Source organism: Chitinimonas lacunae (assembly GCF_042650885.1).
In the GTDB taxonomy this organism is placed as follows: domain Bacteria; phylum Pseudomonadota; class Gammaproteobacteria; order Burkholderiales; family Chitinimonadaceae; genus Chitinimonas_A; species Chitinimonas_A lacunae.
In genome coordinates, this window is sequence record NZ_JBHSBU010000001.1 from 4,449,558 (window position 1) to 4,475,493 (window position 25,936).

Below are 25,936 nucleotides of genomic sequence, written 5' to 3' on the forward strand. Positions count from 1 at the left end.
GGCTCCAGAGGGGGAATTACTCGGTAGGCAGAATTGCTCGGCGGGCAGCCTGCTCGGCGGGCGTGGGGCGGTTGACCTCCCAGACCAGGCCGAGCTTTTCCAGGCTGAGAATCACCAGGCCGCTCAGATCGAGCTGCCACCAGCGGAAACTCAGCACGGCCGCGCGCGGAAAACCATGGTGGTTGTTGTGCCAGGACTCGCCCAGCGTCGGGATGGCCAGCCAGAAGTTATTGGTGCTGAGGTCGCGCGACCGGAAGTCGCGGCTGCCGAACACATGGGCAAACGAGGTGATCCACCAGATCACGTTGTGCAGGGCGAACATCCGGATCAGGCCGCCCCACAGCAGACCTTCGAGCGCGGCGTAGGCGCTGCCGCCGATCAGGCCGCCTGCGGCGGTGGGAAGCAGGAGTCCCAGCGCGACCCACAGGTAATAGCGGCGGTTGACCCACATCAGCGGCGCATCGGTCAGCAGATCGCGCGCATAGAAGTTGGCGTTGGGGACTTCGTGTTTGACCGTCCAGCCGATATAGGCGTGGAACAGTCCTCGCAGCTGCGCCCAGCGCCCCTGGCCGTTCAGATTGGGCGAATGCGGGTCGCCTGCGCGGTCGGAGAATTCATGGTGCATCCGATGCAGCGCCACCCAGAACACCACCGGCCCCTGGCCGGCCATGCAGCCCAGCGCCGCCAGGGTCATCCTCAGCGCCGTGCCCGCCTTGTAGCTGCGATGGGTAAACAGCCGGTGGTAGCCGATGGTGAGCCCCATGCCCACCAGCAGAAAACTGACCAGGAAAATCGCCAGCGCCAGTCCCGACACGGGCTGCACCAGCACAGCCAGCAACACGGCACTGATCAGGCCAAGAAAGCCCGCACCGCTCATCACCACGGTATGGATATGTTGCACGGTACGCAGCCGGGCATTGCGCACGGTGCGGCCGGTCTTGACGGGCGCGGGCTCGACGGCGGTATCGGGGCCATATGCCAGCGGGGGAAGATTGAGTTCGGTTCCGTTCACGATCGGTGTCCTCAAGGGAAGGCGGGAAAGGCGTCAAAGCTCATCGGCCTTGACCACGCCGCGTCCGGGGCGGCGGATGTCGCGGGCCAGTCCAAGCCGGCCGAGCAGGGCGATCAACAGCCAGCCCAAGTCGATTTCCCACCAGCGGCGGCCAAAGCGCGCCGCGGCCGGGTCGGCATGGTGGTTGTTGTGCCAGCCCTCGCCCAGGGTCAGCAGACCGAGCCACAGGCTGTTGCGACTGCTGTCGCGGGTGTCGTAGTTGCGGTAGCCCCATAGATGGGTGACCGAGTTGATGGCATTGGTCAGGTGGTAGGTGATGAACAGCCTGACCCCGCCGCCCCACAGCAGGCCGAAGCCGGCGCCGGCGAGGCTGCCTTCGATGGCGTAGCCCAGCAGCGTGGGCACGATCAGACCCAGCGCCACCCATTTGAAGTAGTGGCGGTTGACCCAGGTCAGCGTCCGGTTCTGCAATAGATCGGGACACAGATGAATCGAGTTGCTGAGCCGATGGCCGAATGTCCATCCGGCATGGGCATGCCAGAAGCCAGCCAGTCCTTGCAGCGGCCGACCGGCGTCGTTGCCGGGCGAATGTGGGTCGCCGTCGCGATCGACATAGCGGTGGTGGCGACGGTGGTTGCTGACCCAGTAGATCGGCGGACCCTGGGCCGCCATCGAGCCGATGATGGCAAATAAGCCGGTCAGGACCGGCCCGGCCTTGAAGGCCCGGTGCGATAACTGACGATGAAAGCTCACCGTGATGGCCAGGATGGTCAGCAGATAGAGCCCCAGCGCCAGCAACGGCTGCCAGGGCCGCAGATGACCGCCGACGGCAAGACCGGCGGCCACGGCCACGGCCACGGTCGGCAGCAGCAGGATCAGCCAGGCATGCCAGCGCTGGGCCGGTGAGGCGCTGACACCGCGCAGCAGATAAGGCGGGTCCGCTTCGGTCTGGACGGTTTCGTGGCTCGGCGGCAGCACGACGGTGGCGGTTTCGCTGCTCATTGCACGGCCTCCGTTTGACGACTGGATGAATCGAGCACGGCAAAGCCACCGTCGAGCACCATGCGACGGCACACGGTGCGCCGCACCTTGCCGCTGGAGGTGCGCGGCAGGCTGCCCGGCCGGATCAGCACCACTTGGGCGAGCGCCAGGCCGAACTCGCCGGCGATGGCGGCACGGATGTCTTCGCTGACCCGGATCGGATCGGCCCGACGCCAGCCTTCGCGGCTCAATTCATGGATCAGGGCGATGCGGCCTTCGGCCTGCAAGGGGTCGAGATCGACGGCGGCGCCGCCGTTGGGGCTGAGCCAGGGGTTGCTGCGCTGGGCGCAGTCCTCGAGGTCCTGTGGGTAGAGGTTGCGGCCGCGCACGATCAGCAGATCCTTGAGCCGACCGGTGACATAGAGCTGGCCCTGATGCACAAAGCCCAGGTCACCCGTGCGCAGAAAGCGGCGGCCGGGCCGGTGGGGCAGGCTGGCGGCAAAGGTGGCGGCGCTCAGTTCGGGCTTGCCGTGGTAGCCCTCGGCCACCGCCGTGCCACTGACCCAGATTTCGCCGATCCGGCCGTCTTCGAGCGGTTTGCCCTGCTCGGGGTCGACGATGGCGATTTCGGTGCCAAAGCGGCTGAAGCCGCAGCCGACCAGCCGCAGATCACCTTCGTTGCCGCTGGCTTTGCTGTGACCGCGCGCCAGCGCTTCGGGGGAAACCGGCTTGTAGTGCGGCGGCTGGCCCTGTTCGATTCCACTGATGAATAAGGTGCCTTCGGCCATCCCGTAGCAGGGGTAGAAGGCGGCGCGGCGAAAGCCGGCCGGGCCAAAGCGTTCGCTGAAGCGGTCGAGCGTGTCGGCCCGTACCGGCTCGGCACCGCTGAAGGCCACTTGCCAGCACGACAGGTCCAGCTCGGCCGCCTGCTCCGCGCTGATCTTGTCCACGCACAGCCGGTAGGCGAAGTCCGGACCGCCGCTGACGCTGCCGTGATGGTCGGAGATGGCGCGCAGCCAGCGCAGCGGCTTCTGGATAAAGCTCGCAGGCGGCATCAGCAGGCATTCGGCACCCAGATAGAGCGGTTGCAGGATATTCCCGATCAACCCCATATCGTGGTAGTGCGGCAGCCAGCCGATGATGCGCGAGCGAGCATCGAGCCGCATCCCGGCGGCGATCATCGCTTCATTGGCGAGAATATTGCGGTGGCTCACCACCACACCCTTGGGCGAGCCGGTCGAGCCCGAGGTGTATTGAATAAAGGCGATATCGTCGGAATGGGCCTGCGGCGCCAGCCAGTCGCCTTCGATCGTCTCCAGCTCGTACCAGGGCACGGTGCCCAGGGCCGAGTGGTTGTCGGGGCGACATAGCACTTCCTTTTCGCTGCTGAGCACGCAGCAGATGCCGGCGTCGCGGGCGATCTCTTCGAGCGTGGCCGAGACGCGCTGTCGCGACACGGCAACCGGGACCGGAATGGCGGCCGCGTACAGACAGCCCAGAAAGGCTTCGACAAATAGCAGCGGGTTCGACAGCAGCAACATCACCCGCTGCCGCACATAGCCCCGTTCGCGCAACCAGCCGGCAATGCAGCCGGCGCGCTGGTCGAGTTCGGCAAAGGTGCGCCGGGCGGTTTCACTTTCGCCGTTTTCCAACAGCCGATAAATAATGGAATGCGGTTTCAATTCGGCATGGCGCGACAAGCCATGCGCGATCGACAAATAATCGACGGACATTATTTATTCCTTGATATCAAATAGACATGACCATCTGGCGACGCAATCACGTCGGCGGTCGAATGGATAGCAGGAATGACGAAACAGATTCAGCCGTAAAGAGGGGCCGGGCAGACTACGGGATGAGGGAATGGTTGGGCATTGCTTCCTCCAGCAGTGAATACAAGTTGTTCGCCTCTAGATGGGCGACTGTTTATGTGTTTTATGGATGGAGATAATGCGCGCTCAATTCCGGACTTTGCAAGAGGGTGAATCGGGCTGTTTGTTGCTGCTTGTTGAGTCCGGCAGGCCGTATCTTGAGGGAGAGGAATTTTGCATCAAAAGGTGACTTTTGATGTGTTAGGAAAATTGCGATATGGAGCGAATAACTAAATAAATTGACGGAATTGGAAATTGTGGAGCTGAATTTTTGCCTTTGTTGCGTCGCAGCATTGCATCCGACGAAAGGTTCAATTAATGCATTTGTAGGATGAACAATAAAATTCTCTAATATTTTATTTTTTGTTATTTGTGCGCCATGTTACTGGCAATATGTTTGCAGATTTTTTGTGTTTTTGGGGGTGTTGCGTAACCTGTCTTGAGCCTTGTTGTTGCTTACGCTGCACAGCAATAACTAATTCATCGGTGATTCGGTATTGTCCCTCAATGATGAGCTGGCGATTTCTCCATTTGGAGGAAAGCTCGGCAGTATTATATGGCTGAGCTTGGTTGGTTATTTCTGGTGAAATAATCTGTGCGAATTGAGGTTTATATTTTTTGATGGGGGCGGAAAAATAGTAAACCCCGTCTTTAAAGCGAAGCGCTGGCTGAGCATCCGATTAATCACCGGCCATTTCTATGACCGACCAAGGTTTTATCGGGGGGTGCGGGCAATCGATGACGACGGGTCTAGGACCGTACACGACGCCATCTATACCCATGGTTCCAGGGACAACAATGGGGGAGGGGTTGGGGAAGCGGAGTGGGAGAAGAGGGGACCGGTGCGGGGGCCGGTCCCGTAGTGCTACAGACTCAGCCGCCGCACGGCCAATAGGGAATCTGGCGGCCTGGCGGGATCGAGCCGTCTTCCTGAGTCACGACATAGATGGTCCGCAGGCGGCAGTTCTGCAGCATCTCGGCATCGCTGGTGCCGTAGCCGAGGTAGATATAGGCGCCGAGGAATTTCTCCACGTCGAGGTCGGACAGCACCTGCACCGTCACCTGTTCATCGACGCTGCCGAGCAGCAGATTTTCCAGCATCGGGGTCAGGGCGCCGCCGACGTAGGGAGTCCAGCCTTCGATGCGCTGGCGCTGGTAGATCTGTTCCCGCTGTTCGGGCGGCAGCAGGCGGATATCGTCACCATTGGGCAGGCGCGCGCCCACATACAGGTTGTAGGCAGTCGCGGCAAAGCGCGGCCGCAGCGACGGGGCCAGCAGGCGCAGCGTCACGCTGAGCGAGCGCTTGCCCTGGGTCTTGTCGCTGCGCACATTGACCAGGAACGGCGGCACCCGGTCAGGCGCCAGCGCATGGTTGGCGACCTGGCGGTCGATATCGAGGAAATTGCGCAGCGAGCGATCGGCCACCAGGGTCGGGCGGCGGCGGCGCAATTGGGTGCCGTCGCCGAGCTGGCCGTGCTGGTTATTGCCAAAGGTATGGATCAGCCCGTCGTTACGCAGGGCCAGGGTATGGCCCTCACCGCCGCTTAGCTGGGTCACCTGGTCGAGTTCGGCCAGCAGACGCGGCCGGGTGACGAGCTCGTCGTTGGGCTGACCGAGCTGGCCCTGCCGATTGTTGCCCCAGCCCCATACCGTGCCGTCGCGGCCCAGCGCCAGCGTATGCTCGCGCCCGGCGGCGATGGCGACAATCGGGCCGATGCCGACGACCGGTTCGGCATAGACACGCCGGTCAAGGTCGCCCTGACCCAACTGGCCCAACTCGTTGTCGCCCCAGACATAGACCGTGCCGTCGCGCCGCAGCGCCACGCTGTGGCGGGCACCGGCCGCCACCGCCACCACATCGAACAGATGCGGCACCAGGGTCGGCGGATGGTTGTTCTTGAGCGAGCCCAGGCCAAGCTGGCCTTCGAGATTATTTCCCCATGCCCAGACCATCCCGTCACTGCGCAGCGCCAGCCGGTGCTCGCCACCGGCAGCGATGGCCGTGATATTGCCAAGGCCGCTGATGCGGGTCGGCAGCCGCAAGGTTCCGAACGGGTCGCCTAGCCGGCCCCAGTGCCAGACCGAACCGTCTTCGCGCAGTGCCATGCTCATCAGCCCGCCCGCCGCGACGGCTTTGACCTTGTCGAGGCCCGGAATATGGAAGGGCTTGGCCAGATTGTCGTTGGCGTTATTGCCGACCTGGCTATAGCTGTTGCTGCCCCAGGCCCAGACCGTGCCATCGCGGCCCAATCCGACCGAATGCCAACTGCCTGCGGCAATGGCCAGCAGCGGATCGATCTCGACCGGCTGCGGCAGCGGCACTTCGACCTGACTGCCCACCCCAAGCTGGCCTTCGCGGTTGTCGCCCCAGCTCAGCACCTGACCGTCGCGTTTGGCCAGCAGCATATGCTCCGGCCCCGGTGCCAGCATGGCGGCGCTGGTACCGCGCAGGATCGGCACGGGTTGATGGGCATTGCCTTCGCGGGTATCGCTGCCCAGTCGGTCGTTCAGATTGCGGCCCCAGGTCCAGATCGTGTCGTCGCTGGCAGCGATGCTGATCTCTTCGCCAGCGGCGATATGACGTATGCCGGTGAGACCGGGAACACGGGTCGGCAGCGAGACGCGCGACGGCGCTTCAAAGCCCAGCTGGCCATCGGTATTGGCGCCCCAGGCCCAGATCGTGCCGTCGCGCCGCAGCGCCAGCGCATGCGAGTCACCGGCGCTGAAGGCCAGGATCTGGTCGATACCCTTGACCTGGACCGGTTCGAGTCGCAAATCCTCGTCACCGGTGCCGAGCTGGCCATGGAAATTGCTGCCCCAGGCCCATAGCGTGCCGTCACGCTGCAAGGCGAGGCTGAAGCGCATCCCGGTGCTGATGGCGACGATATCGCGCAGCGGCAGTTGATAGGGCGTGGCGCGGCTATCACTCGTGCCGTCGCCCAACTGGCCCCAGGCGTTATGGCCCCAGCTCCAGACCCGGCCTTCGCGGTCGAGCGCCAGCGCGTGGAAGCTCTGTGCCGCGATGGCGCGCAGCGGAGGCAGCCCCGTCAACTGGGTCGGCTCGGCGGTGCCGTGTGGCACCGTGAGCAACTGTCCTTCGCGGTTGTTGCCCCAGCCCCACAGCCGACCCTGGCTATCGAGCGCCAGGCTGTGGTGGGCGCCGGCGGCGATCTGCACGATATCGCTGAGCCCTGTCACTTCGGTCGGCGCGAGCTTGTCGCTGCCGGCACGCGTGCCGAGCTGGCCGTGATAGTCCGCCCCCCAAGACAGCACCTTGCCGCTGCGGTTCAGCGCCAGCGAATGCAGGATGCCGGGCGATACCTGCTGAATATCCTGCAATCCCGTCACCACCCCCGGCACGCTGCGGCGTAGCGTGCGGTTCTGGCCGAGCTGTCCCGAGCTGTCGTCCCCCCACGCCCACAGCTTGCCCTCGCTATCGAGTGCCATGCTGTGGCGCAGACCGCTTGTCACCATGGGCGTGGCGGCCAGTCCGCTGGCAGCGAGCCAGAGACAGAGCAGCACGCGGAAGAAGGAAAACAGCGCAGGAGGTTTCATCATATAAAATGTATTTTTGGTTCTGCTAAAACTCTGGGCTTGCAAAGGTCTTGCAGATTATTTGCTATCCGTCTGCCACTGCCTTTGCAGCGCGGCCCAGCCCTCGGGGCCGAGCTGGCGCACGGTGTCAATATTGCGTTGGTAAATGTCCGCCGCATCGGGAAACGCCGCGACGGCGCGGGCAATGCTGGCCTCGCGCAGCAGATGCAGGGTCGGATAGGGCGAGCGGTTGGTGACGTGATCGACCGAATCGGCCGGCGCGTCGGCGAACTGGTAGGCCGGGTGGAAGCTGGCGATCTGCAACACGCCTTCGAGGCCGTTGTCGGCCACGGCCCCGTCGGCCAGTTCAAGGAAATCGTTGAATTCGACAAAGTCGGTCAGCAGCTCGGGATGGATCAGCAGCGTGGTATCGAGCTCGGCCGGATCGGTCGTCGCCAGCGTTTGCAGCTCGTCGTCGAGCTGCTCAAGCAGGGCGTCCAGATGGCGAGCGCGGCTGACCACAAAGCGTACCTGCTGTTTGACATAGACCGCTTTGGCAAACGGGCACAGATTGAGGCCGATCACCGCCTGTTCCAGCCAGAGGCGGGTGGCGGTGATCACGGCGGTGTCGTCGGGATGCTCGGCCATCGTCAACCTCCCAGATCCTGCCGCAGCCGCTCGATCAATTGGCGCATCTGGGCCATCTCGTCTTCGAGCCGCTCGACCCGGGCTTTGAGGGTGGCCACTTCGGAAACGGTCAGATCGGCGCTGCCGGCGCCGCCACCACTGGGCAGCGGTGCGCTCAGCTCGGGCAGGCCCGACAGCAGATGGCACCAGCGCACTTCCCGGGCGCCCGGTTGGCGCGGCAGTTCCTGGACCAGGGCGCCGTCGGCGCGATCGCGCAGTTCTTCGAGAAAACCTTCGACGGCCGAGGCATCGGCAAACTTATGCAATCGCTCGCTATTGAGCCGCAACTCGGCTACCGTCTGCGGGCCGCGCAGCATCAGCACGGTCAGCAGCGCCACCGATTGGGACGGAATCTGCAAAACCCGTTCGATATTGTGGGCGTAGCGGACCACACGGCCACCGCTCGATTCCATCACCAGACTCAGCCGGCGCAGCGAGTCGAGTGCGGCCAGCAGGTCGGCTTCGCTGGCGTCGATCACCGGGTCCCGGCTGGTCTTCTGATTACACCCGGCCTGAAGGGTGTTGAGGCTGAGCGGATAGGTATCGGGAACCGTGCGCTGCTTTTCGGCCAGCACGCCGAGCACACGGGTTTCCAGCAACGATAGAACGGGAAGTTGGGGCATCAGAGGGGAATGGGGAGGCAGCTGAAGTCGCTACTTTAGCGCGCGGCGGCGGGGGCGTCATGCCTGCTGTGGAGCGTCGGCCAAGCCAAGCACGAGCTGGCAAGACTTTGGCGGGAACGGGAAAAATACGGCTTGCCCCGAACGGACGCGCCAATGGCCGGTCGAGGCGATCTATCTTCCAGTCAAGGAGTGAAGCCACCTTATGGCCCGTGTTTTCTTTATCACTCATCCCGAAGTGCTGATCGATCCGACGGCGCCGATTACCCGCTGGTCGCTATCCGAATCGGGCCGACAGCAGATGGCGCTGTTTCTGCGCCGCGAACCGGTCAGCGGACTGAGCGACCTCTACAGCAGCACCGAAACCAAATCGATCGAGGCCGCCGCCATGCTGGCGGCGCATTGTGGCTTGCACCGGGTGGAGCTGGCCGCGCTGGGAGAAAACGACCGCAGTGCCACGGGTTACTTGCCGCGCCCCGTATTCGAGCGCGCCGCCGACGAGTTCTTCGCCAAGCCCGAGCAAAGCCATCGCGGCTGGGAGCGGGCCTGCGACGCCCAACAGCGCATCATCGCGGCAGTCGACCTGGCCGTGCGGCAGGCCCGCGGCGGGCAGATCGCCATCGTCTCGCACGGTGCAGTCGGTGCGCTCTATAAATGCCATCTCAAACAGATCGCCATCACCCGCGCCGAGGATCAGCCTTCACAGGGCAATTTCTATTGCTTCGAGTCAGAGACGCGGACGCTGCTGCATGACTGGATGCCGCTTGCCGAAGAGGGCTGAAGGGGAGGATTTCATGTCCCGATTGGTCCCCTGATGGGCTGCTATGCTGCGCCGTATCTTGCAAACGAGCCATCACAGCATTGTCCCAATCGGTCCTGGCCACTAGCGGCCCTGTGCTAATTGCTCGGGCAGGATACTCACGAGAGCAGGTGAAAATGCTTCAAGCTTTCGTCTCTGGGAATGAAAAGGTCATCGATCAATAACTGAAGCAGTTCGATACTGTCTTCCAGAACAAGGTGTTCGGGGTTATTTCCCTATTGCGACCAGATCAGCCTGTCTACGAGTCGTTTGCGTTTTTCGATCAGGGCCTGATCAATGCTGAGCGTAGAAATGATGGGGCAGCACACGAAGCAATGTATGCCGTCCCGACGGCTTCAGGCTGGCGTGTTTCCGATTGATTGGGAGCGGGAGATAAGAAGAGGCCGAGGCGGCGGGAATCGAACCCGCACCCGTAGACCGGGATGGGTTTCCCCCATGCGTCTACCCTTCTGCCACGCCTACGGCCCCGGCGCATCATGGACCAGCTTGCTGGCGGCGTCCACCTTAGCGCCGCACCACCTCGACCACGCCCGACACATTGCGTACCTGATCGATGATCCGCCGCAGCGAATCGGCGTCGCGGATTTCCAGCGTAAAGCGCATCCGGGCGCGTTGGTCGCGGCTTTGGGTGTTGACGGCGGTGACATTGATGCGGTCGCGCGCCAGGACGTCGGAAATATCGCGCAACAGGCTTGGCCGGTCGTGTGCCTCGACCTCGATATCGGCCGAGAACACATGGCCTAGCTGCTTGCCCCATTGAGCTGCGATCAGCCGCTCGGGGGCGTTGGCCGACAGGCGCTTGAGGCTGGGGCAGTCGCTGCGGTGGATGCTGATGCCGCGCCCTTTGGTAACGAAACCGATCACAGGGTCCGGCGGCACGGGCTTACAGCATTTGGCCAACAGGGTCATCAGCTTGTCGACCCCTTCGATCAGAATGCCTTCGCCATGGGTATCGGCGCGCGAGCGGCGGATCAGGTCGTCTGGCTCGATCGGGGTCTCAGGCGGCGGCGGGGCCAGCGCCTGGGCCAGATCGCGCGTGGTCAGGTCGTTCTGGCCCAGCGCCGCATAAAGCTCTTCGATACGCTTGAAGCCGAGCTTCTCGGCCAGCTCGTCCAGTTGCGGATGGGCGCCGCTGCGTGCCACTTCCTTATCGAACAGGGTGCGGCCGGCTTCGATGGCGATATCGAGATTCTGCTGACGCAGCCAATGGCGCACCTTGGTGATGGCGCGATGGCTTTTGAGATAGCCCTGATGGAGCCAGTCGATGCTCGGGCCGCCTTCCTTGGCGGCGAGGATCTCGACCCGCTGGCCGTTTTCCAGTGCCGTATAGAGCGGCACGATATGGCCGTCAACCTTGGCGCCCCGGCAGCGGTGGCCCAGGTCGGTATGGACGTGGTAGGCGAAATCGACCGGCGTCGAGCCCTTGGGCAGTGAAATCACCCGGCCTTGCGGGGTGAGCACATAAATGGTGTCGTCGAACAGCTCGGCCTTGAAGGCGGCGGCGACTTCGGGCTGGTGGGCGTGCGAGACTTCTTCGCGCCAGTCGAGCAACTGGCGCAGCCAGGCGATCTTTTCCTGATAGCGCGCGTCGCCGTCGCCACCTTCCTTGTAGCGCCAGTGGGCGGCCACGCCGTATTCGGCATGCTCGTGCATCTCCACGGTGCGGATCTGCACTTCGAGCGCCTTGTCGTGCGGCCCGACCACCACGGTATGCAGCGAGCGGTAGAAATTCCCCTTGGGGTGGGAAATATAGTCGTCGAATTCACCCGGAATCGGCTGCCACAGATTGTGTACCACGCCCAGCGCCGTGTAGCAGTCCTTGACGTCGTCAACCAGCACCCGGATCGCCCGGATATCGTACAGCTCGCTGAAATCGAGCCGCTTTTTCTGCATCTTCTTCCAGATGCTGTAGATATGCTTGGGCCGGCCCATCAGATCGGCCTTGATGCCGACGCGCAGCAGTTCCTGCCGCAGCCGCTCGATGGCCTCGCCGATAAAGGCTTCGCGGTCGGCCCGCCGCTCGTCGAGCAGCTTGGCCACCCGTTTGTAGGTGGCGGGCTCGAGAAAGCGGAAGGCCAGATCCTCCAGTTCCCATTTGATCTGCCACACCCCGAGCCGGTTGGCCAGCGGCGCGAAGATATCGAGCGTCTCGCGGGCGATCGGCCGGCGCACGGCGTCGTCGCAGTTGGCCAGGTAATGCATGGTCTGGGTGCGCCAGGCCAGTTTGATCAGCACGGCGCGGATATCTTCCACCATCGCCAGCAGCATCTTGCGCAACACCTCGATCTGGGCGGCGGCGTCTTCCTTGTCGTGGGCGTCGAGCCGAGCCAGCGCCTGGATCTTGCGTACCCGACCCACGCCTTCGACCAGCTGCGCGATGGCCGGGCCGAAACGGGCCTGGAGCTGTTCGTGGCCGTCGGGCAGCAGATCGATGGCGCAGTAGAGCAGGGTGGCCGCCACGGCGTCGGCATTGAGCCGCAGATCGGCGACGATCGAGGCGGCAGCGACGGCATGCGGGAAGATCGGCTCGTCGGTGCGATCAAGGACACGACCGGCGTAGAGGGTGCGGGCCCAGTCCATGGCAGCGGCAATCCGTTGCAGATCGGCCGCTGGGTAGCGGTCGGCGAGACGAGCCAGCCAGCCCTGGGGATCGGCGGCTTCGGCGATGGAAACGGCAAGCGGGCGGGTAGGAGCGACCATTCGTGAATTATGCCATGGCAGATCGTGACAACCGAGGCAAGATGCGGCGTCTGGCCGTTTTCACAAGCTGAGCCTGGTTGTGGATAAGTACTGGCCAAAAAAGCCTGATGGTTTATAAGTAATTATTAAATATCGGCTTTTGGAATTCTGATGGCATATCCTGTTGCCCTGTGCCAGAATGGCGCACCCGTTCCAGCGAGGGCGGGCGAGGTTCCGTTCACCCCAATGCGAGAATCGTCATGTCGCTTAGAGTCAGTCTGATCGCCCTGGCATTAGCCGGCGCCTGGCCCGCCGCTCCGGCGCTGGCCGAGACCATGGAAGCCGCCGTCGCCGATACCTTGCTGGCCGGCCGGGTCAGCGGCGGCCCGGAGCGCCGGGTCGTTGCCCTGGACCTGCGACCTTTGCCCGCCGATATTGGCCGCCCTGGCAAGGTGTTCGTGGTGGCCGGCATCCCCGGCGTGGTATGGGTGTCGCTGATCGGCCCCAACCGCTGGCAGCTGTGGGATGGCCGGCTCGAATCGCTGGGCGTGTTTGCCAGCCGCACCGCCCTGGCTCCCGAACTGCTGCTTCCCATCGACGGACTCGATTTGAGTCCCCTGGCGGGCCTACAGGTCTACGCCGGCTACCAGGCCAATGGCGGTGAACTGCACGCCACCCTGATCCATACCGAAACGGGCGCGCCCCAGCCCAGCGTCTCCATGGCCCCGGTCAGCGAGGCCCAGTGGGATGAAACGGCCGTGCGCAAGGTGCTGCATACCTTTGCCTACGGCGGCTTTGCCAGCGACCAGCAGATCCAAGCCTGGGCCAATATGTCGCCACAGGCGGCGATTGCCGAGATCCTGACCTTCCAGCCAACCAATCCGAAGCTGTCGCCGATTGCCGACAGCACCGCCGCCCAGCGCGCCAATTCGCTGGCAGCGCTCGGCGAATACTGGAGCGGCGAGCAAAGCCCGCTGCCCACCGCCCTGCGCGCCAGCTACCGGCTTGCCGACTGGCGCGGCAATATGCGCACCGCCGTTCAGGCACTGATGACCCGCGGCATCAATCCGGTGCCGCACCGGATCGCCCTGTGGGAGAGCAATTACCATCTGGCGATCAACGAGGATGTCGGTGTCAGCCGGCTCCAGGCGGTACGCCACTACGACACGATCCTGCAATCGATGATGGCCGGCGACAGCTATCAGACGACGCTGGCCAAGGCGGCCCAGACGGCGGCGATTGCCAATCAGTACAAGCACTTCCGCAATGTGTGGGAGATCAAGAAGGGTGTCGGCACCTTCTCGGGCAATGAAGACTTCGCCCGCGAATTCAACCAGTTGTTCTTCGGCATCCTCGGCACCCGCGAACCGGCCGATGCCCAGCCGCGTCCGGGCGCAGCCCCGGGCGAGGACAGCTACCACGAGGTGGTGACGGTCAAGGGCACCGCCAAGGTGCTGACCGATATGCTGTGCGGCACCCAGTGGACCTGCGACCAGACCGAGGTGGTATTCGGTACCGCCAAGCACCATGTCAACCCGCTCGAAGTGCTGCACGCCACCATCAGCGGCGGCACGGCCAAGGAAAAGCTGTTTGCGCTGGCCGAAGTGGCAGTGCGTCACCCCGAGAGCGAAGACAATCTGCCGGCCATCGTGATCCAGGGGATGGGCGACGACAGCCTGTCTCTGGCCGAACTGGGCGCCCTGCAATCGGCCTGGAAAGCGATGGGCCCGAACAAGAACCTGCTCGCTTTCCTGCGCCAGTACGCAATTTCGCAGCAATTCCACAATGCCGAGCGGGTACGGTTCCGTACGCCGCTCGAGCGTCTGATCCTGCAGGCCAACCTGACCACGCTCGATCAGCGCGAAGCCTATATCCGGCTCTACGATGCATCGGGCCTGGCCGACAGCGAAGGCTATGCGGTGTTCCACCCGATGCATAACGTGTTCGGCCATATGACGGGTAGCGAAGCCTCCCTGTCGGCCGATCTGTTCCGCAGCCAGTTCCTGCGTTCGACCGATGGCTGGTGGCGCTTTGCCCGGGTGTCGGCCGAGAAGCCGTGGACCGACAACAATCTGAAGAACTATGCCAGCGACTGGCGCAAGAACTGGGGTGCATTGCTGCCCAAGGGCGCCAATGCGGCCCAGGCCGGTGCCTGGTTGTGGCAGCGCTATATCGCCGACGGTGGTCATCAGTTCGGCAACTACGAGCGGCTGACCGTCTATAGCCTGCTGGCGCGCGGGGTCGATCCGGCCGTGGCCTGTACCGGCGATGGCAAGGGCGGAACCGGGACCGAGACCACCCGGGTATTCAGCGAAGCCGATTTCGCCGCCACCGGCATCGCCGGCCGCTGCCTGGCCAAGCTTGCTGCCGAGCCGCTGCAACTGTGGGCAGCCGACGTCAAGGTGGTCGATACCGCCAACCAGAATGTCGGGCAGGCCATCAACTTTATCGCCGCTACCCCCTACTTCCAGCTTGAAAAGGGAAGGGACTGAGCATGAACCGTCGCGAATTTCTGGCTAACGTCCTCAAGACCGGTGTCCTGGCGCTGCCCGGACTGCCGACCTGGGCCAGCGCCGATGCGCTGGCCGGTGTGGCCACGCTGCGCCGCACCCTGGTCAATGTGACCCTGCCCGGTGGCCCCGACATGCGCCATCTGCTGCCGCCCCGCATCGCCACCGGCGAGCCGGCCGACAGCTACGCCAGCGCCTACTGGCTGGCGCGTGCCCGCAGTCATGGCATCACGACGCCCGGTCTCGAAGGGTCGCTGGCGCGCTGGAACGAAGCCTACGACCAATTGCTCGACCCCTATACCAAGCAGCCGCTCAATGTCGGTATGCTGAAAAGCTGTGGCTGGTTGAAGGCCATGTGGGATGCGGGTCATGTGGCATTTATCAATAATGTGGTCGGTGCCGACAGCCGCGATCATTCGCATGCCCTGCTGGTGCTCGACCAGGGCGACCGCAGCTCCTCGGCCAACGATTTCAGTAAGCCCGGTTGGGGCGGCCGTCTGGCGGCGCTACTGGGCGGCGACGCCCGGGTGGCGGCACTGACCACCAGTCCGCGCCGCTTCTGCCTGTCGCCGGCGGCGGGCAATCCCAGCCATGGTGCCAGCGATCTGACCCTGTCGGTCCGCGATTCGCGCAATCTGGGCCTGCCTGACAATGTGCTCAAGCCCGATGCCAAGCCATGGGAAATCACCAGCCCGCCCAATGTGATGGCACGGGCGCTCAAAGCCTATTACGCGGCACGCAACTGGTCGGCCGACAGTCCGTATGCCCGCTTTGCGCTCCATGAGGAATCGCTGCGCAGTGCCGGTGAAAAGCTCAAGGCCCGGCTCGGTACGGCTGAAACGGGCGCCAATGCCCTGTTGCCGGTGCCCGATGCGATCCGCGCCCTCTATACCGCCCAGGCCGGCCAGCCCGCTCCGCCCGGACCACGCCAGTATTGGGGCCGCCAGATGCGCAATCTGCACGATCTGGTGGCGGTCTCGGACATCCTCAATACCCCGGTGGTCTCGCTCGAATACGGTGGCTGGGATACCCACCAGAACGAGAAAAACACCATCGAATCGAACCTGCGCGATCTGTTCGGCACCAATATGGGCTTCGATGCGCTGTATCAGAATCTGGCGCCGGCTGCCCGCAGCAATCTGGTCTTCGTGATCGCTGGCGAATTCGGCCGCCAGCTTGCCGCCAACGGCGACGGCGGCACCGACCACGGCCGTGGCAGCACCTTTATCGTGATCGGCGATTCGGTCCGTGGCGGCATCTACGGCAATATGTTCCCCGAGTCGGAAAAAGCCTTGTTCAGCCGTGGCCGCAACGACGACATCAAGGGCCTGACCGGGATCGAGCATCTGTTCGGTGCCGTGGCCGACTGGGTGGCGCGTGGCGATACCGGCAATCTGGTGGCCAACCGCAATACCAGCCTGCTCGAAGCCGGTGTCGATCTGAAGAAGCTGTTCATCGCCTGAACGGCGAACTGCACAACCACAAGAGAACTAGCCCTAGTTCCCCATTCGCGCACACTGAGCCTGCCGGTTTCCCCCAACTGGCAGGCGTTTTTGTTTCTAAATTGTCCCTGTCTGTTTCTGTATCTAGCAGATAATTTGCTTGATTTTTGTATCCAACACGAAACTCCCCTGCAGGCCAGCTCAGGCATCGCTCCGCCTCTTCCTTTCCTCGTGAACCGCAGTAGGGACACGGACATCCAGCGTCATGCCGCTTGGCGATAAAGGGATTCTGCAAGGCTGGTGGGACTGATCGATCTGGATGTCCAAGCGGATGTTGAGGTGGTTGCGGCGGTGCGGAGAAGGATGATTTCCGCTTGGTTCGTGAGCACGATTGGCGCAGGGATTCGACTGCGCTGGACGCGGTTTTGAGGGCGGCCGGGTCGCACTGCTGCCCATCGTATTTGCTGTACCTGCCGTTTCACGACAGTTTTTTACAACTAACCGACATACGGTGACTCGCGGTCATTGCGCTGGTTTTTTATGGGAATAAAAAAATCGAGCGGCCAAGCCATGGCCGCTTTTTTTATTGTCTAACAGAACCGTCCAGGTCCGGGCAGGGAGAGCCATCCGCAGCAGACAAAGCAGAGAGGTTTTGTTGCTGACGGATAGATGACAGCGTAGCCCCGAAAAAATACGGGAATATTTGGCGGGTTGTACAGCCGGAACCGGTCGTTAATTGGTCTTCCTTCGGTCCGGTTGTCGTGTGATGAAAAGCCTTCTACTGTCTCGCTACGACGGCATATCGATATTTGCGATAGTTGTTTCGTAAATATCCCATTTCTAATAAATAGATATTTCCGCTCACTTCTACGTGCCGTTCCGGGTCGCCGACTGCGACCGATTTTTTTATCCCTGTACTGTGTTCTCGTCCTCATCCAGGTATTTGCCGGCTGACAGACCAGGAGGGGAACGGCTCGCCCGGTATCAGCCTACTAGGGCGGATTCTTCCTGGCGGTCTTTGGGCCGGGCATCGCATTTCTTGATCCAACAAGTTGTTCCAGCTCGCGCCACGGGGTGCGATGCGCCAGGGAAAGCCCCGTGGCGGTGCAGCGGAACGGCATTCAGGAGGTTGAATAACGATGAAAACCAACCGTCTTACGCTTATCGCTTTGTGTGTGGCCACGTTGGGGGTGGCGCATGCCGAGTCGGAGCTCAGTGAGGAAAGCATCCGCGCCTTTATGGAGCGTTTCCACCGCGATCCCGCCACGGTCATGGACCAGTTGCCGGAGAAAAGCGGGGCAGGGGCTGCGCGGTTCTCGGCCAGCGACGTGGAGAACCGGGTGTATGTCGACCAGAAGACCGCCATGCGCGACTGGATGGTCGGCAATAGCCAGCCGCCGGGCAATGCGGCCCAGATCGCGCCGATCCACTACGGCAACGACAACCCGGCCCGGCTGGTCGATAACGGCGCGCAGATCGTCTCCAACGTCCATACCATCGATTCGGCCAATCTCCGCAGTGCGCGGCTGACGGCGCAGCCGTGGTCCGATACCTATTGGCCGCTCTACAACGGCTCGCTGTCCAACCGCTATGCCGATGCGCGCCAGTGGAACTATCCGACCGCGACCTGGAAGGATTACTGGAATTTCGCCCATCAGATTTTCCCGATCACCACCTATGTCGGCGCGCAGATGAATCTGCTGTCGCCGGCGGAGAAGTACGACCTGCTGGTGGGGGATGTGGGCTACAACCTGACGGTGCAGATGTGGAATTCGGGCAAGCGCTACTACGACGCCTACGGCAAGGTCGAGGCCTGGATGGGGCTGTGTCACGGTTGGGCCGCCGCGTCCTATACCCTGCCACGGCCGAAGAAGTCGCTTGAGCTGACCGGGGTCAACGGTCACAAGATGACCTTCTACCCATCCGATATCAAGGCGCTCGGCACCTTGCTGTGGTCCAACGCCTCACCGGGCGTGCGTTTCGTCGGCGGGCGCTGCAATACCAAGAACCCGGCCAAGGATGCCAATGGCCGCATCATCGATCAGTATTGCTTCGACAGTAATCCGGGCAGCTGGCACCAGGCGGTGATCAACCAGATCGGTATCAGCAAGCGCAGCTTCATCTTCGATGCCACCTACGACTACGAGGTATGGAACCAGCCGGTGCTGGGCTACAGCCTGGTCTACTTCAATCCGCAGACCAACCAGACCTTTGCCACCGCCCGTCAGGCGATGATTGCCCGCTCGGCCTATACCAGCGACAAGTTCAAGAACTACCGCGACCAGAACGGCCAATACATCGTTGGCGTGCGGATGCGGATCGACTATATGAACGAGAACTCGCCGTCGCATCGGACCACCGATAGTCCGGCCTACGACAGCATCAGCGCCGTCACCTATACCTACGACCTGGAACTCGACGCCGCCGGCAAGATTCTGGGCGGCGAATGGTATAGCAACCGTCATCCGGACTTCATGTGGACGCCGGCACCGAATGCCCGGGCCATCTCCTATTACAACCCGTACTACAACTGGACCGCCGGAACGCCGCTGCCAGCGGGCTATAAGGCCTACGCGCCGTATACCTCGCGCTATTCGCAACCGATCACCAATATCGTCGAGCAGCTCTTCCGCTGGGCCAGCCAGTAAACGGCCCGGTAATAGGTTTCCTGGCCGGATGACACGGCCGGCCTGGGAAACGGAAAAAGCGACGGGCGCTGCGGCATCCGTCGCTTTTTTCTGTTGATTCACCCGGCAAGCTCGGACCCGCTGACACATCAGTCCGATGGGGTGACGAGTTGCCCTGGCCGATCAGGCGAGCTTGAAGCGCGAGACGGCGTTGTCGAGGTCGAGCGCGAGCTGGCGCAGGTCCTCGGCCGTTTCGGCGGTGGCCTCGACCGCGAGGCTGTTTTCCTGGCTCATTCGGGCGATCCGCTCGACATTGCCGGCCACGTCGTTGGCCACCACGGTCTGTTCCTTGAGGGCGTCGCTGATGTCAGTCACCGCCCGCACCACCCGGTTCGACCCTTCGCGGATATGGCCAATGGCATCGCCGGCCTGACTGGCCAGGGTCATGCCCTGTTCGACCTGTCCCACGCCTTCGTTCATATCGCGTACCGCGCTGCCGGTACCGGCCTGGATTTTGGCGATCATGCTGGCGATTTCCTGGGTGCTGCTGGTGGTGCGCTCGGCGAGCTTGCGCACTTCATCGGCCACCACGGCAAAGCCGCGCCCGGTCTCGCCGGCGCGGGCTGCTTCGATGGCGGCGTTGAGTGCCAGCAGATTGGTCTGGTCGGCGATTTCCTTGATCACATTGACGATGCTGCTGATCTGCGCTGCCTGGGTGCCCAGTTCGGTGACGCTGTGGGAGGCGGTGCGCACGGTGCCGGCGATTTCCTCGATGCTGGCGACCGTCCGTTGGATCACGGCGCCGCCCTCGTTGGAAATTCGGCCTGATTCGGCCGAGGTATGGTGGGCTTCCTTGGCCGAGTCGGCCACGTGGTTGATGCTGACGGTGAGCTGCTGCACCGCGGCAGCCATCGAGGAGGCGGCGCTGCTTTGTTCGCGGGCACCGCTGGCGACCCGCTCCGAGCTGGTGGAAATCTGCGCCGCGCCGTCGAGCAGTTGGCGGGCGCTGCGGCGCACGCCGCCCAGCAGTTCATTGAGCTGGCTTTGCATATGGGCAAATGAGCGCATCAGGGTGCCGATCTCATCTTGGCTGCCCACGTCGATCCGACGCGAAAAGTCGCCGTTGGCGGCGGCATCGACCACCCGGATCGCTTCGCCGATCCGCCGGCTCAGCGCCCTGGAAACTCGCCAGGCGGCAAACATCCCGATCACACCGGCAAGCACGCCGCCGATCAGCAGCATCCACAGGGTCTGCGATTTGGCCGCATCGGCCTCCTGCTCGCGGCTGGCAAGCAGACGGGCTTCCTCGGCGGCAATCGTGCTCAGCAGGGTTCGCATCCGGTCCATCTTGACCTGGCCCTCGGCCTTGGCGGCATCGACGATCACTGCATCGATGGTGACCGCACCGCTGGCCACGCTGCGTCGCTGGGCGATGGCCGGCTCGACGTTCTGTTTCAGCCAGGTGGTCTTGAGCTGTTCCAGTTCGGCCAGCTGGGTCTGTTGCTTGGGGTTGTCGCTGGTCAGTTGCTTGATGAGGGCAAACGACTGGCTGAACTCCTTCTCGCCCGCTTGCAAGGGGGCGAGAAAACCATCGGTACCCGTCAGCAGAAAACCGCGCAGCCCGGTTTCGATATTGACCAGGGCAGTCAGCAGCTTCTCGCTTTCAAGCAGCACGGTATAGGTGTGATTGGTCTGCTGCACGGCCTTGCCGACCCGGTTGAAGTTGGTCGCCGTGACGATCAGCAGTAGCAGCATGATCAACAGAATCACCCCGAAACTTATAAAGAGACGATGGGCGATCTTGAGGTGTTTAAGCATAACTTCCTCCTGTAAACCGAATTTTATTCGGGGTGTGGTTCGAGCATAGTCATTGCCCGATGCAATAAAAGGCGAGGAAGGAGGAAGCATGCCGCAGACGTGGCATCGACACTTTCCCTTAAGGGATAGCGCCAATCGCCGCCCCCGCCGGGCAGGGTTAGATTGCCTGGGCGCATGGCGCAGGCGCTGCCCGGCGGGTGGCGTCCCAACCGATAATAAATTGACGAGAGGATGATCGATGAAGATGACCGCTTCACGCTGGCTGCTGTCGGCAGCATTCGTATTGGCCACCCAGGCGGCCTGGGCTGCCGATAAGCTGCCCAATATCCGTATCCTGGCCACCGGCGGCACGATTGCCGGCAGTGGTGCCACCAGCACCACCACGGTCGGCTATACCGCTGCCACCGTTGGTGTGCAGAAACTGATCGACGCTGTGCCGGAAATGAAAACCGTCGCCAATGTCAGCGGCGAGCAGGTGTTCCAGATCGCCAGCGAAAATATGAGCAACGAGCACTGGCTCAAGCTGGCCAAACGGGTCAACGAGCTGTTGGGCCAGGATGATGTCGATGGCGTGGTGATCACCCACGGCACCGATACCCTCGAAGAAACCAGTTATTTCCTCAATCTGACCGTCAAGAGCAAGAAGCCCGTGGTGCTGGTCGGCTCGATGCGGCCGTCCACCGCGATCTCGGCCGATGGCCCGATCAATCTGTATAACGCAGTGATCCTGGCCGGCAGCCCCGACGCCCGTGGCCGTGGCGTGCTGGTGTCGCTCAATGACCAGATCAGCGCCGCACGCGAGGTGAGCAAGACCAATACCTCGACCATGGATACCTTCCGCAGTCCCGATCTCGGCATGCTGGGCTATATGCAGGGCAATAAGGCGTATTTCTACCGCAGCCCGAGCCGGCGCCATACCGCCGACGCCGAATTCGATGTCAGCAAGCTCGACCGGCTGCCGCAGGTCGATATCGTCTACGGCTACGCCAACGTCAACCGGGTGGCGGTCGATGCCCACCTGAAAGCCGGCGTCGCCGGGCTGGTCCATGCCGGTGTCGGCAACGGCAGCCTGGCCAATACGGTCAAGCCCGCGCTGGTCGATGCACGCAAGCAAGGCGTGATGGTGGTCCGCGCTTCGCGCACCGGCAGCGGCATCGTGACCCGCAATGGCGAGGCCAATGACGATGAACTCGACTTTGTCGCAGCCGACAATCTGAGCCCGCAAAAAGCCCGCATCCTGCTGATGCTGGCCCTGACCAAGACCCGCGACAGCCGCGAAGTGCAGCGCATGTTCCGCGAGTACTAAGCAACGCTACCGATTCCAACGCGTGTTCCCTGATGCCCCGCTGGCTAACGCCACGGGGCTTTTTTTCTGCACCGTTTGCGCTGAAGCAGCGAAAAACGCCTGTCTGATCAGTGGTTTGAGCATTTTTGCCACGCTGCCCGAAGAAAAGTTACAGCGAGTGCTTGCAAATGAGAATGGTTATCGTTAGTATGCACTCATCGAACGACACGGTCCGCAGCGGTTGCGATCGGGAAGCTCTTCGGGGCGGACGGTGTCGGTCGATACGACAAGCGTTGTGGCGGCTCCTCACCGCCTTGCCGTTTGACTCGTTACCCATCCCACTACCGTCTCCCCGGACGGCCCCGGCCCGAGCCAATCGGGCCGGTCTTCTTTTGTAGACCGGGGAGGTGGCGGAGGAGGAAACGCCGCGTCCATCCGCACCAGGCAGCAGACCTGAACCGGGCGGGCGCCGAGACGGCACAGCCAGCGTCCGCATGGTTGTGCCTTGCTTGTCCTACATCGTCATCCTCAAGAGGTTTACATCGCCATGAAGCGTCAGACCCCTCCGATTCGCCACCTTGTCAAGCCGGCCCTGGGCCTCTTGGCCTTCGCCCCGCTTGCCACGCTGGCGGCCGAGACCAAGACTGACTCCCTGCCCGAAGTCCGGGTGACCGAACAGCGCGACGCCGACCGCAGCAATAGCGGTTACTACGGCGGCGGCGTCACCAACGTCGGTCGTACCCCGCAGCAGCAGCGCGATATTCCGCAATCCACCGTGACGGTGACGCAGCAACTGATCAAGGATCAGGGTGACAAGACGGTCAAGGATGCCCTGCGCAATGTGTCGGGCCTGACGTTCAACGCCGGCGAAGGCGGCCGTACCGGTGACAACCTGACGCTGCGCGGCTTTGCTGCCTATTCCGACCTGTATGTCGATGGCCTGCGCGATATTGGTCAATACAACCGCGATCTGTTCTTTGTCGACCAGGTCGAAGTGCTGCGCGGCCCGGCTTCGATGCTGTTCGGTCGCGGCTCGACCGGTGGCGTGATCAACCAGACCGCCAAGGAAGCCTTCCTCGGCTGGAAGACCGAAGCGAGCGCCACGGTCGGCACCGACAGCTACTACCGGGCCACCATGGACTGGAACCACAAGCTGTCCGACCACAACGCCCTGCGCATCAATGCCATGGCCACCGACGCCGGCAGCTTCCGCGAAGGCGCCGAGCAAAAGCGCTGGGGTTTTGCCCCGACCGTGACTTTCGGTCTGCGCACCAATACCCAGATCACGGCTTCCTGGGTCTATATGAAGGAAGACAATGTGCCCGACTATGGCGTGCCGTATTACAACGGCCGCCCGATCGACCGCTGGGACACCTTCTATGGCCTGTCTGACGCTGATTACGAAAAGACCGATACCCATATCGGTACGCTGCGTATCCAACACAAGTTCAGCCCCGACCTCCAGCTCAAGAACACCCTGCGCTACGGCAGCTATGAGCGTGAAGTCTGGCCGACCGCCCCGCGCCTCAATCTTGCCAGCACCGGTGGCGTACTGACCGACCAGACGGTGATCACCCGTGGCCGCCCCGGCCGCCAAGGCGACGATACGGTGTGGAGCAACCAGACCGATCTGCTGTTCAACTTCACCACCGGCGCCGTCAAGCACCAGGTGCTGAGCGCGCTCGAACTCGGCCGCGAAGATTCCTGGACCTCGCGCTGGACCGGCCCGACGATTCCGAACGCCACCGTGGGCAACCCGAACAACCGGCCGGTACTGCCGGCGATGGTGCGTATCCCGGGCAGTGAGACCGACTTCACCGCCGACACCGTGTCGCTGATGCTGCAAGACACCATGACCCTGGCGCCGCAGTGGAAGCTGGTGGCCGGTCTGCGCTGGGACCGCTTCGAGGGTGAATACCGCCGCAAGCTGTGGGACGCACGCGGCAATCTGACCCGCGACGACTACTCGCGCACCGACCGGGTCTGGAGCGGCCGCAGCGGTCTGCTGTACCAGCCCGACCAGAAGCAGAGCTATTACCTGAGCTGGGGCACCTCGTTCAACCCGTCGGGCGAGGCTTACGCGCTTGATCCGCGCGGCGCCAATACCCCGCCGGAAAAGAACCGCAATATTGAAATCGGCGCCAAGCTCGACCTGCTCGACGGCGATCTGGCGCTCCATGGCGCGCTCTATCGCACCGAGAAGACCAACGAGCGCAATACCGACCCGCTGATCCCCGATGTCTACCTGCTGTCGGGTAAGCGTCATACCGACGGTATCGAAATCGAAGTGGCCGGTCGGATCACCGAAGACTGGCTGGTCTACAGCAGCGTGGCGCTGATGCGCGGCCGCATCGACCGTGCGCTCGATCCGGCCCAGCAAGGCAAGCGCTCCATCAACACCCCGCGCTACACTGCCAGCCTGTGGACCGACTATCGCATCGGTCACGGCTGGAAGGTCGGCGGTGGCGTCAACGCCGTCGGCAAGCGCTACACCAGTCTGGCCAATACCACCAATATTCCGGCCTATACCGTGTGGAATGCGATGGCGGCCTATGAGACCCGCAACTGGGACATCCAGCTCAACCTGAACAATATCGGCGACGAGCGCGCGTTTGAGAACCTGTATGGTGGCCACGCCGTGCCGGGGGCAGGCCGCAGCGCCCAGTTGATGGGCACCTATCGCTTCTAAGACAAACTTCTAATTATCCTGTCTCGGATAAGCAAGGAAACTTGCTACAAGTAACGTATTCTTAGTCTTCCGAAGGCAGCTTAGTTAGTAGAGTCATCCACCGGTACCTGTCCGGATACCACCCCGGTCGACTTAGGTCGGCCGGGGTCTGTCCGTTCAAGGCGGCCGTCTCAAGGAGGTTTCATGGCTTTCCGTCTGCTCAACGCCATCCCCAAGCTCGCCAGCCTCGATCTGGTGCGTTCGCTGGAGTTCTTCGGCAAGCTCGGTTTTGAAGTGCAACAGCCGACGGCCGACTACGGCCTGATCTGGCGCGATGAGGTGGAAATCCACTTCTGGCTGTGCAACGACCCGAGCATTCCGCGCGCGACTGCCTGCCGGATCGAAGTCGAGTCGATCGACGAATTGGCCGACCTGCTGGAGCGCCATGGCGCCCTGTCCGAACACGGCCGGCCGGCGCTGCGGCCCTGGGGCTATCGCGAATGCCATCTGTACGACCCGGACGGCAATCTGGTCACCTTTGCCGAGTCGGCCCGCTAGGAGTCCCCATGCTGCTGCATGTTCCTGCTGTCCTTGACGCCACCGAGCTGTCGCGCTGTCGCGACCTGCTGGCCGCGGCCGACTGGGCCGATGGCCGGATCACCGCCGGCACTCAGTCGGCCCGTGAGAAACGTAATCTGCAACTGCCCGAATCGGCGCCGCAATTGAGTGAATTGCGCACGATCGTCGAGTCGGCGCTGGCTCGCCACGGCCTGTTTTTTTCGGCCGCGCTGCCGGCCCGCATCTATCCGCCCTTGTTCAACCGCTATGAAGGCGGGATGGACTTCGGCGACCATATCGACAATGCCATGCGTCAACTGCCCCAAGGCGGCTGGCTGCGCACCGATCTGAGCGCCACGCTGTTTCTGTGCGAGCCCGACGACTACGACGGCGGTGAACTGCGTATCGACGACCGTTTTGCCGAGCATTGGGTCAAGCTGCCTGCGGGCGATCTGGTGCTGTATCCAGCGACCACGGTCCACCGGGTCGAGCCGGTGACGCGTGGGGTGAGGCTGGCCAGCTTTTTCTGGATCCAGAGCCTGGTGCGCGATGTGGGCGAGCGTGCCTTGCTGTTCGATATGGATCTCGCGCTGTCGCGACTGCGCGGCGAATTGGGCGAGCGGCAGGAATTGGTCGAGCTGACCGGCGTCTACCACAATCTGCTGCGGCGCTGGGGTGGGCCGCACTGAAATGAAAATAATATGTAATAGGTCTGCAAGTATGGAAGATGAGTATTTATATAAATAAATAAATCTTCCATTCTCTTCTTTCGATTCCTCCGCGATGGCTGCAAAGGCTGCGCGTCCATCGAGGCGCTGCTTGTT

16 protein-coding genes and 1 tRNA gene are annotated in these 25,936 nt (G+C 62.7%); 8 read left to right on the plus strand and 9 right to left on the minus strand.

What is annotated here, in order from left to right; translation table 11 throughout:
* Positions 1–16: 16 nt before the first annotated feature.
* The 6 genes from ACFOW7_RS19060 to ACFOW7_RS19085 form a co-directional block, all read right to left on the minus strand.
* A complete protein-coding gene (locus ACFOW7_RS19060; protein ID WP_378167386.1) occupies positions 17–1,012 on the minus strand; it encodes an acyl-CoA desaturase in 996 nt (331 codons plus the stop codon).
* A gap of 33 nt (positions 1,013–1,045) precedes the next feature.
* On the minus strand, positions 1,046–2,014 hold the full coding sequence (locus ACFOW7_RS19065) for an acyl-CoA desaturase (RefSeq protein WP_378167388.1): 969 nt from the start codon (positions 2,012–2,014) through the stop codon (positions 1,046–1,048).
* Positions 2,011–3,726, minus strand: a complete 1,716-nt coding sequence (locus ACFOW7_RS19070; RefSeq protein ID WP_378167390.1) for a fatty acyl-AMP ligase — start codon at positions 3,724–3,726, stop codon at positions 2,011–2,013. The genes ACFOW7_RS19065 and ACFOW7_RS19070 overlap by 4 nt, the downstream gene beginning before the upstream one ends.
* 1,011 nt (positions 3,727–4,737) lie before the next feature.
* Positions 4,738–7,422, minus strand: coding sequence for an RCC1 domain-containing protein (locus ACFOW7_RS19075; RefSeq protein WP_378167392.1), 2,685 nt, complete (start codon positions 7,420–7,422; stop codon positions 4,738–4,740).
* A gap of 54 nt (positions 7,423–7,476) precedes the next feature.
* Positions 7,477–8,046, minus strand: a complete 570-nt coding sequence (locus ACFOW7_RS19080; protein ID WP_378167394.1) for a DUF1415 domain-containing protein — start codon at positions 8,044–8,046, stop codon at positions 7,477–7,479.
* Between the two features lie 2 nt (positions 8,047–8,048).
* Complete coding sequence (locus ACFOW7_RS19085; RefSeq protein WP_378167396.1) at positions 8,049–8,708, minus strand: YceH family protein; 660 nt, start codon at positions 8,706–8,708, stop codon at positions 8,049–8,051.
* Between the two features lie 202 nt (positions 8,709–8,910).
* On the opposite strand from ACFOW7_RS19085, the gene ACFOW7_RS19090 reads away from it, so the two are divergent.
* Positions 8,911–9,486 (plus strand): histidine phosphatase family protein, encoded by a 576-nt coding sequence (locus ACFOW7_RS19090; RefSeq protein WP_378167398.1) that lies wholly within the window; start codon positions 8,911–8,913, stop codon positions 9,484–9,486.
* Between the two features lie 422 nt (positions 9,487–9,908).
* On the opposite strand, the gene ACFOW7_RS19095 is transcribed toward ACFOW7_RS19090, so the two are convergent.
* Positions 9,909–9,988 (minus strand) — tRNA-Phe (locus ACFOW7_RS19095).
* Between the two features lie 41 nt (positions 9,989–10,029).
* Positions 10,030–12,225, minus strand: coding sequence for a RelA/SpoT family protein (locus ACFOW7_RS19100; RefSeq protein WP_378167400.1), 2,196 nt, complete (start codon positions 12,223–12,225; stop codon positions 10,030–10,032).
* Positions 12,226–12,464: 239 nt separating this feature from the next.
* Here ACFOW7_RS19100 and ACFOW7_RS19105 point away from each other — a divergent pair, with 239 nt between their 5' ends.
* The 3 genes from ACFOW7_RS19105 (at position 12,465) to ACFOW7_RS19115 (ending at position 18,804) form a co-directional block, all read left to right on the plus strand.
* Positions 12,465–14,696 carry a DUF1800 family protein gene (locus tag ACFOW7_RS19105; protein ID WP_378167402.1) on the plus strand — a complete coding sequence of 744 codons (2,232 nt, stop codon included), beginning with the start codon at positions 12,465–12,467 and terminating at the stop codon, positions 14,694–14,696.
* Between the two features lie 2 nt (positions 14,697–14,698).
* Positions 14,699–16,177, plus strand: a complete 1,479-nt coding sequence (locus ACFOW7_RS19110; protein WP_378167404.1) for a DUF1501 domain-containing protein — start codon at positions 14,699–14,701, stop codon at positions 16,175–16,177.
* A 1,118-nt stretch (positions 16,178–17,295) separates the two neighbouring features.
* Complete coding sequence (locus ACFOW7_RS19115) at positions 17,296–18,804, plus strand: hypothetical protein (RefSeq protein ID WP_378167406.1); 1,509 nt, start codon at positions 17,296–17,298, stop codon at positions 18,802–18,804.
* A gap of 162 nt (positions 18,805–18,966) precedes the next feature.
* Here the strand turns inward: ACFOW7_RS19115 and ACFOW7_RS19120 are convergent, their stop codons facing one another.
* Positions 18,967–20,601 (minus strand): methyl-accepting chemotaxis protein, encoded by a 1,635-nt coding sequence (locus ACFOW7_RS19120; RefSeq protein WP_378167408.1) that lies wholly within the window; start codon positions 20,599–20,601, stop codon positions 18,967–18,969.
* Between the two features lie 238 nt (positions 20,602–20,839).
* Between ACFOW7_RS19120 and ACFOW7_RS19125 the strand changes: the two genes are divergently transcribed.
* The 4 genes from ACFOW7_RS19125 (at position 20,840) to ACFOW7_RS19140 (ending at position 25,801) form a co-directional block, all read left to right on the plus strand.
* Complete coding sequence (locus ACFOW7_RS19125; protein ID WP_378167410.1) at positions 20,840–21,907, plus strand: type II asparaginase; 1,068 nt, start codon at positions 20,840–20,842, stop codon at positions 21,905–21,907.
* Positions 21,908–22,433: 526 nt separating this feature from the next.
* Positions 22,434–24,575: a TonB-dependent receptor gene (locus ACFOW7_RS19130; RefSeq protein ID WP_378167412.1), complete on the plus strand. Its 2,142-nt coding sequence runs from the start codon at positions 22,434–22,436 to the stop codon at positions 24,573–24,575.
* A gap of 183 nt (positions 24,576–24,758) precedes the next feature.
* Complete coding sequence (locus ACFOW7_RS19135; protein WP_378167414.1) at positions 24,759–25,112, plus strand: VOC family protein; 354 nt, start codon at positions 24,759–24,761, stop codon at positions 25,110–25,112.
* A gap of 8 nt (positions 25,113–25,120) precedes the next feature.
* Positions 25,121–25,801, plus strand: a complete 681-nt coding sequence (locus tag ACFOW7_RS19140) for a Fe2+-dependent dioxygenase (protein ID WP_378167416.1) — start codon at positions 25,121–25,123, stop codon at positions 25,799–25,801.
* The last annotated feature ends 135 nt before the right edge of the window (positions 25,802–25,936 follow it).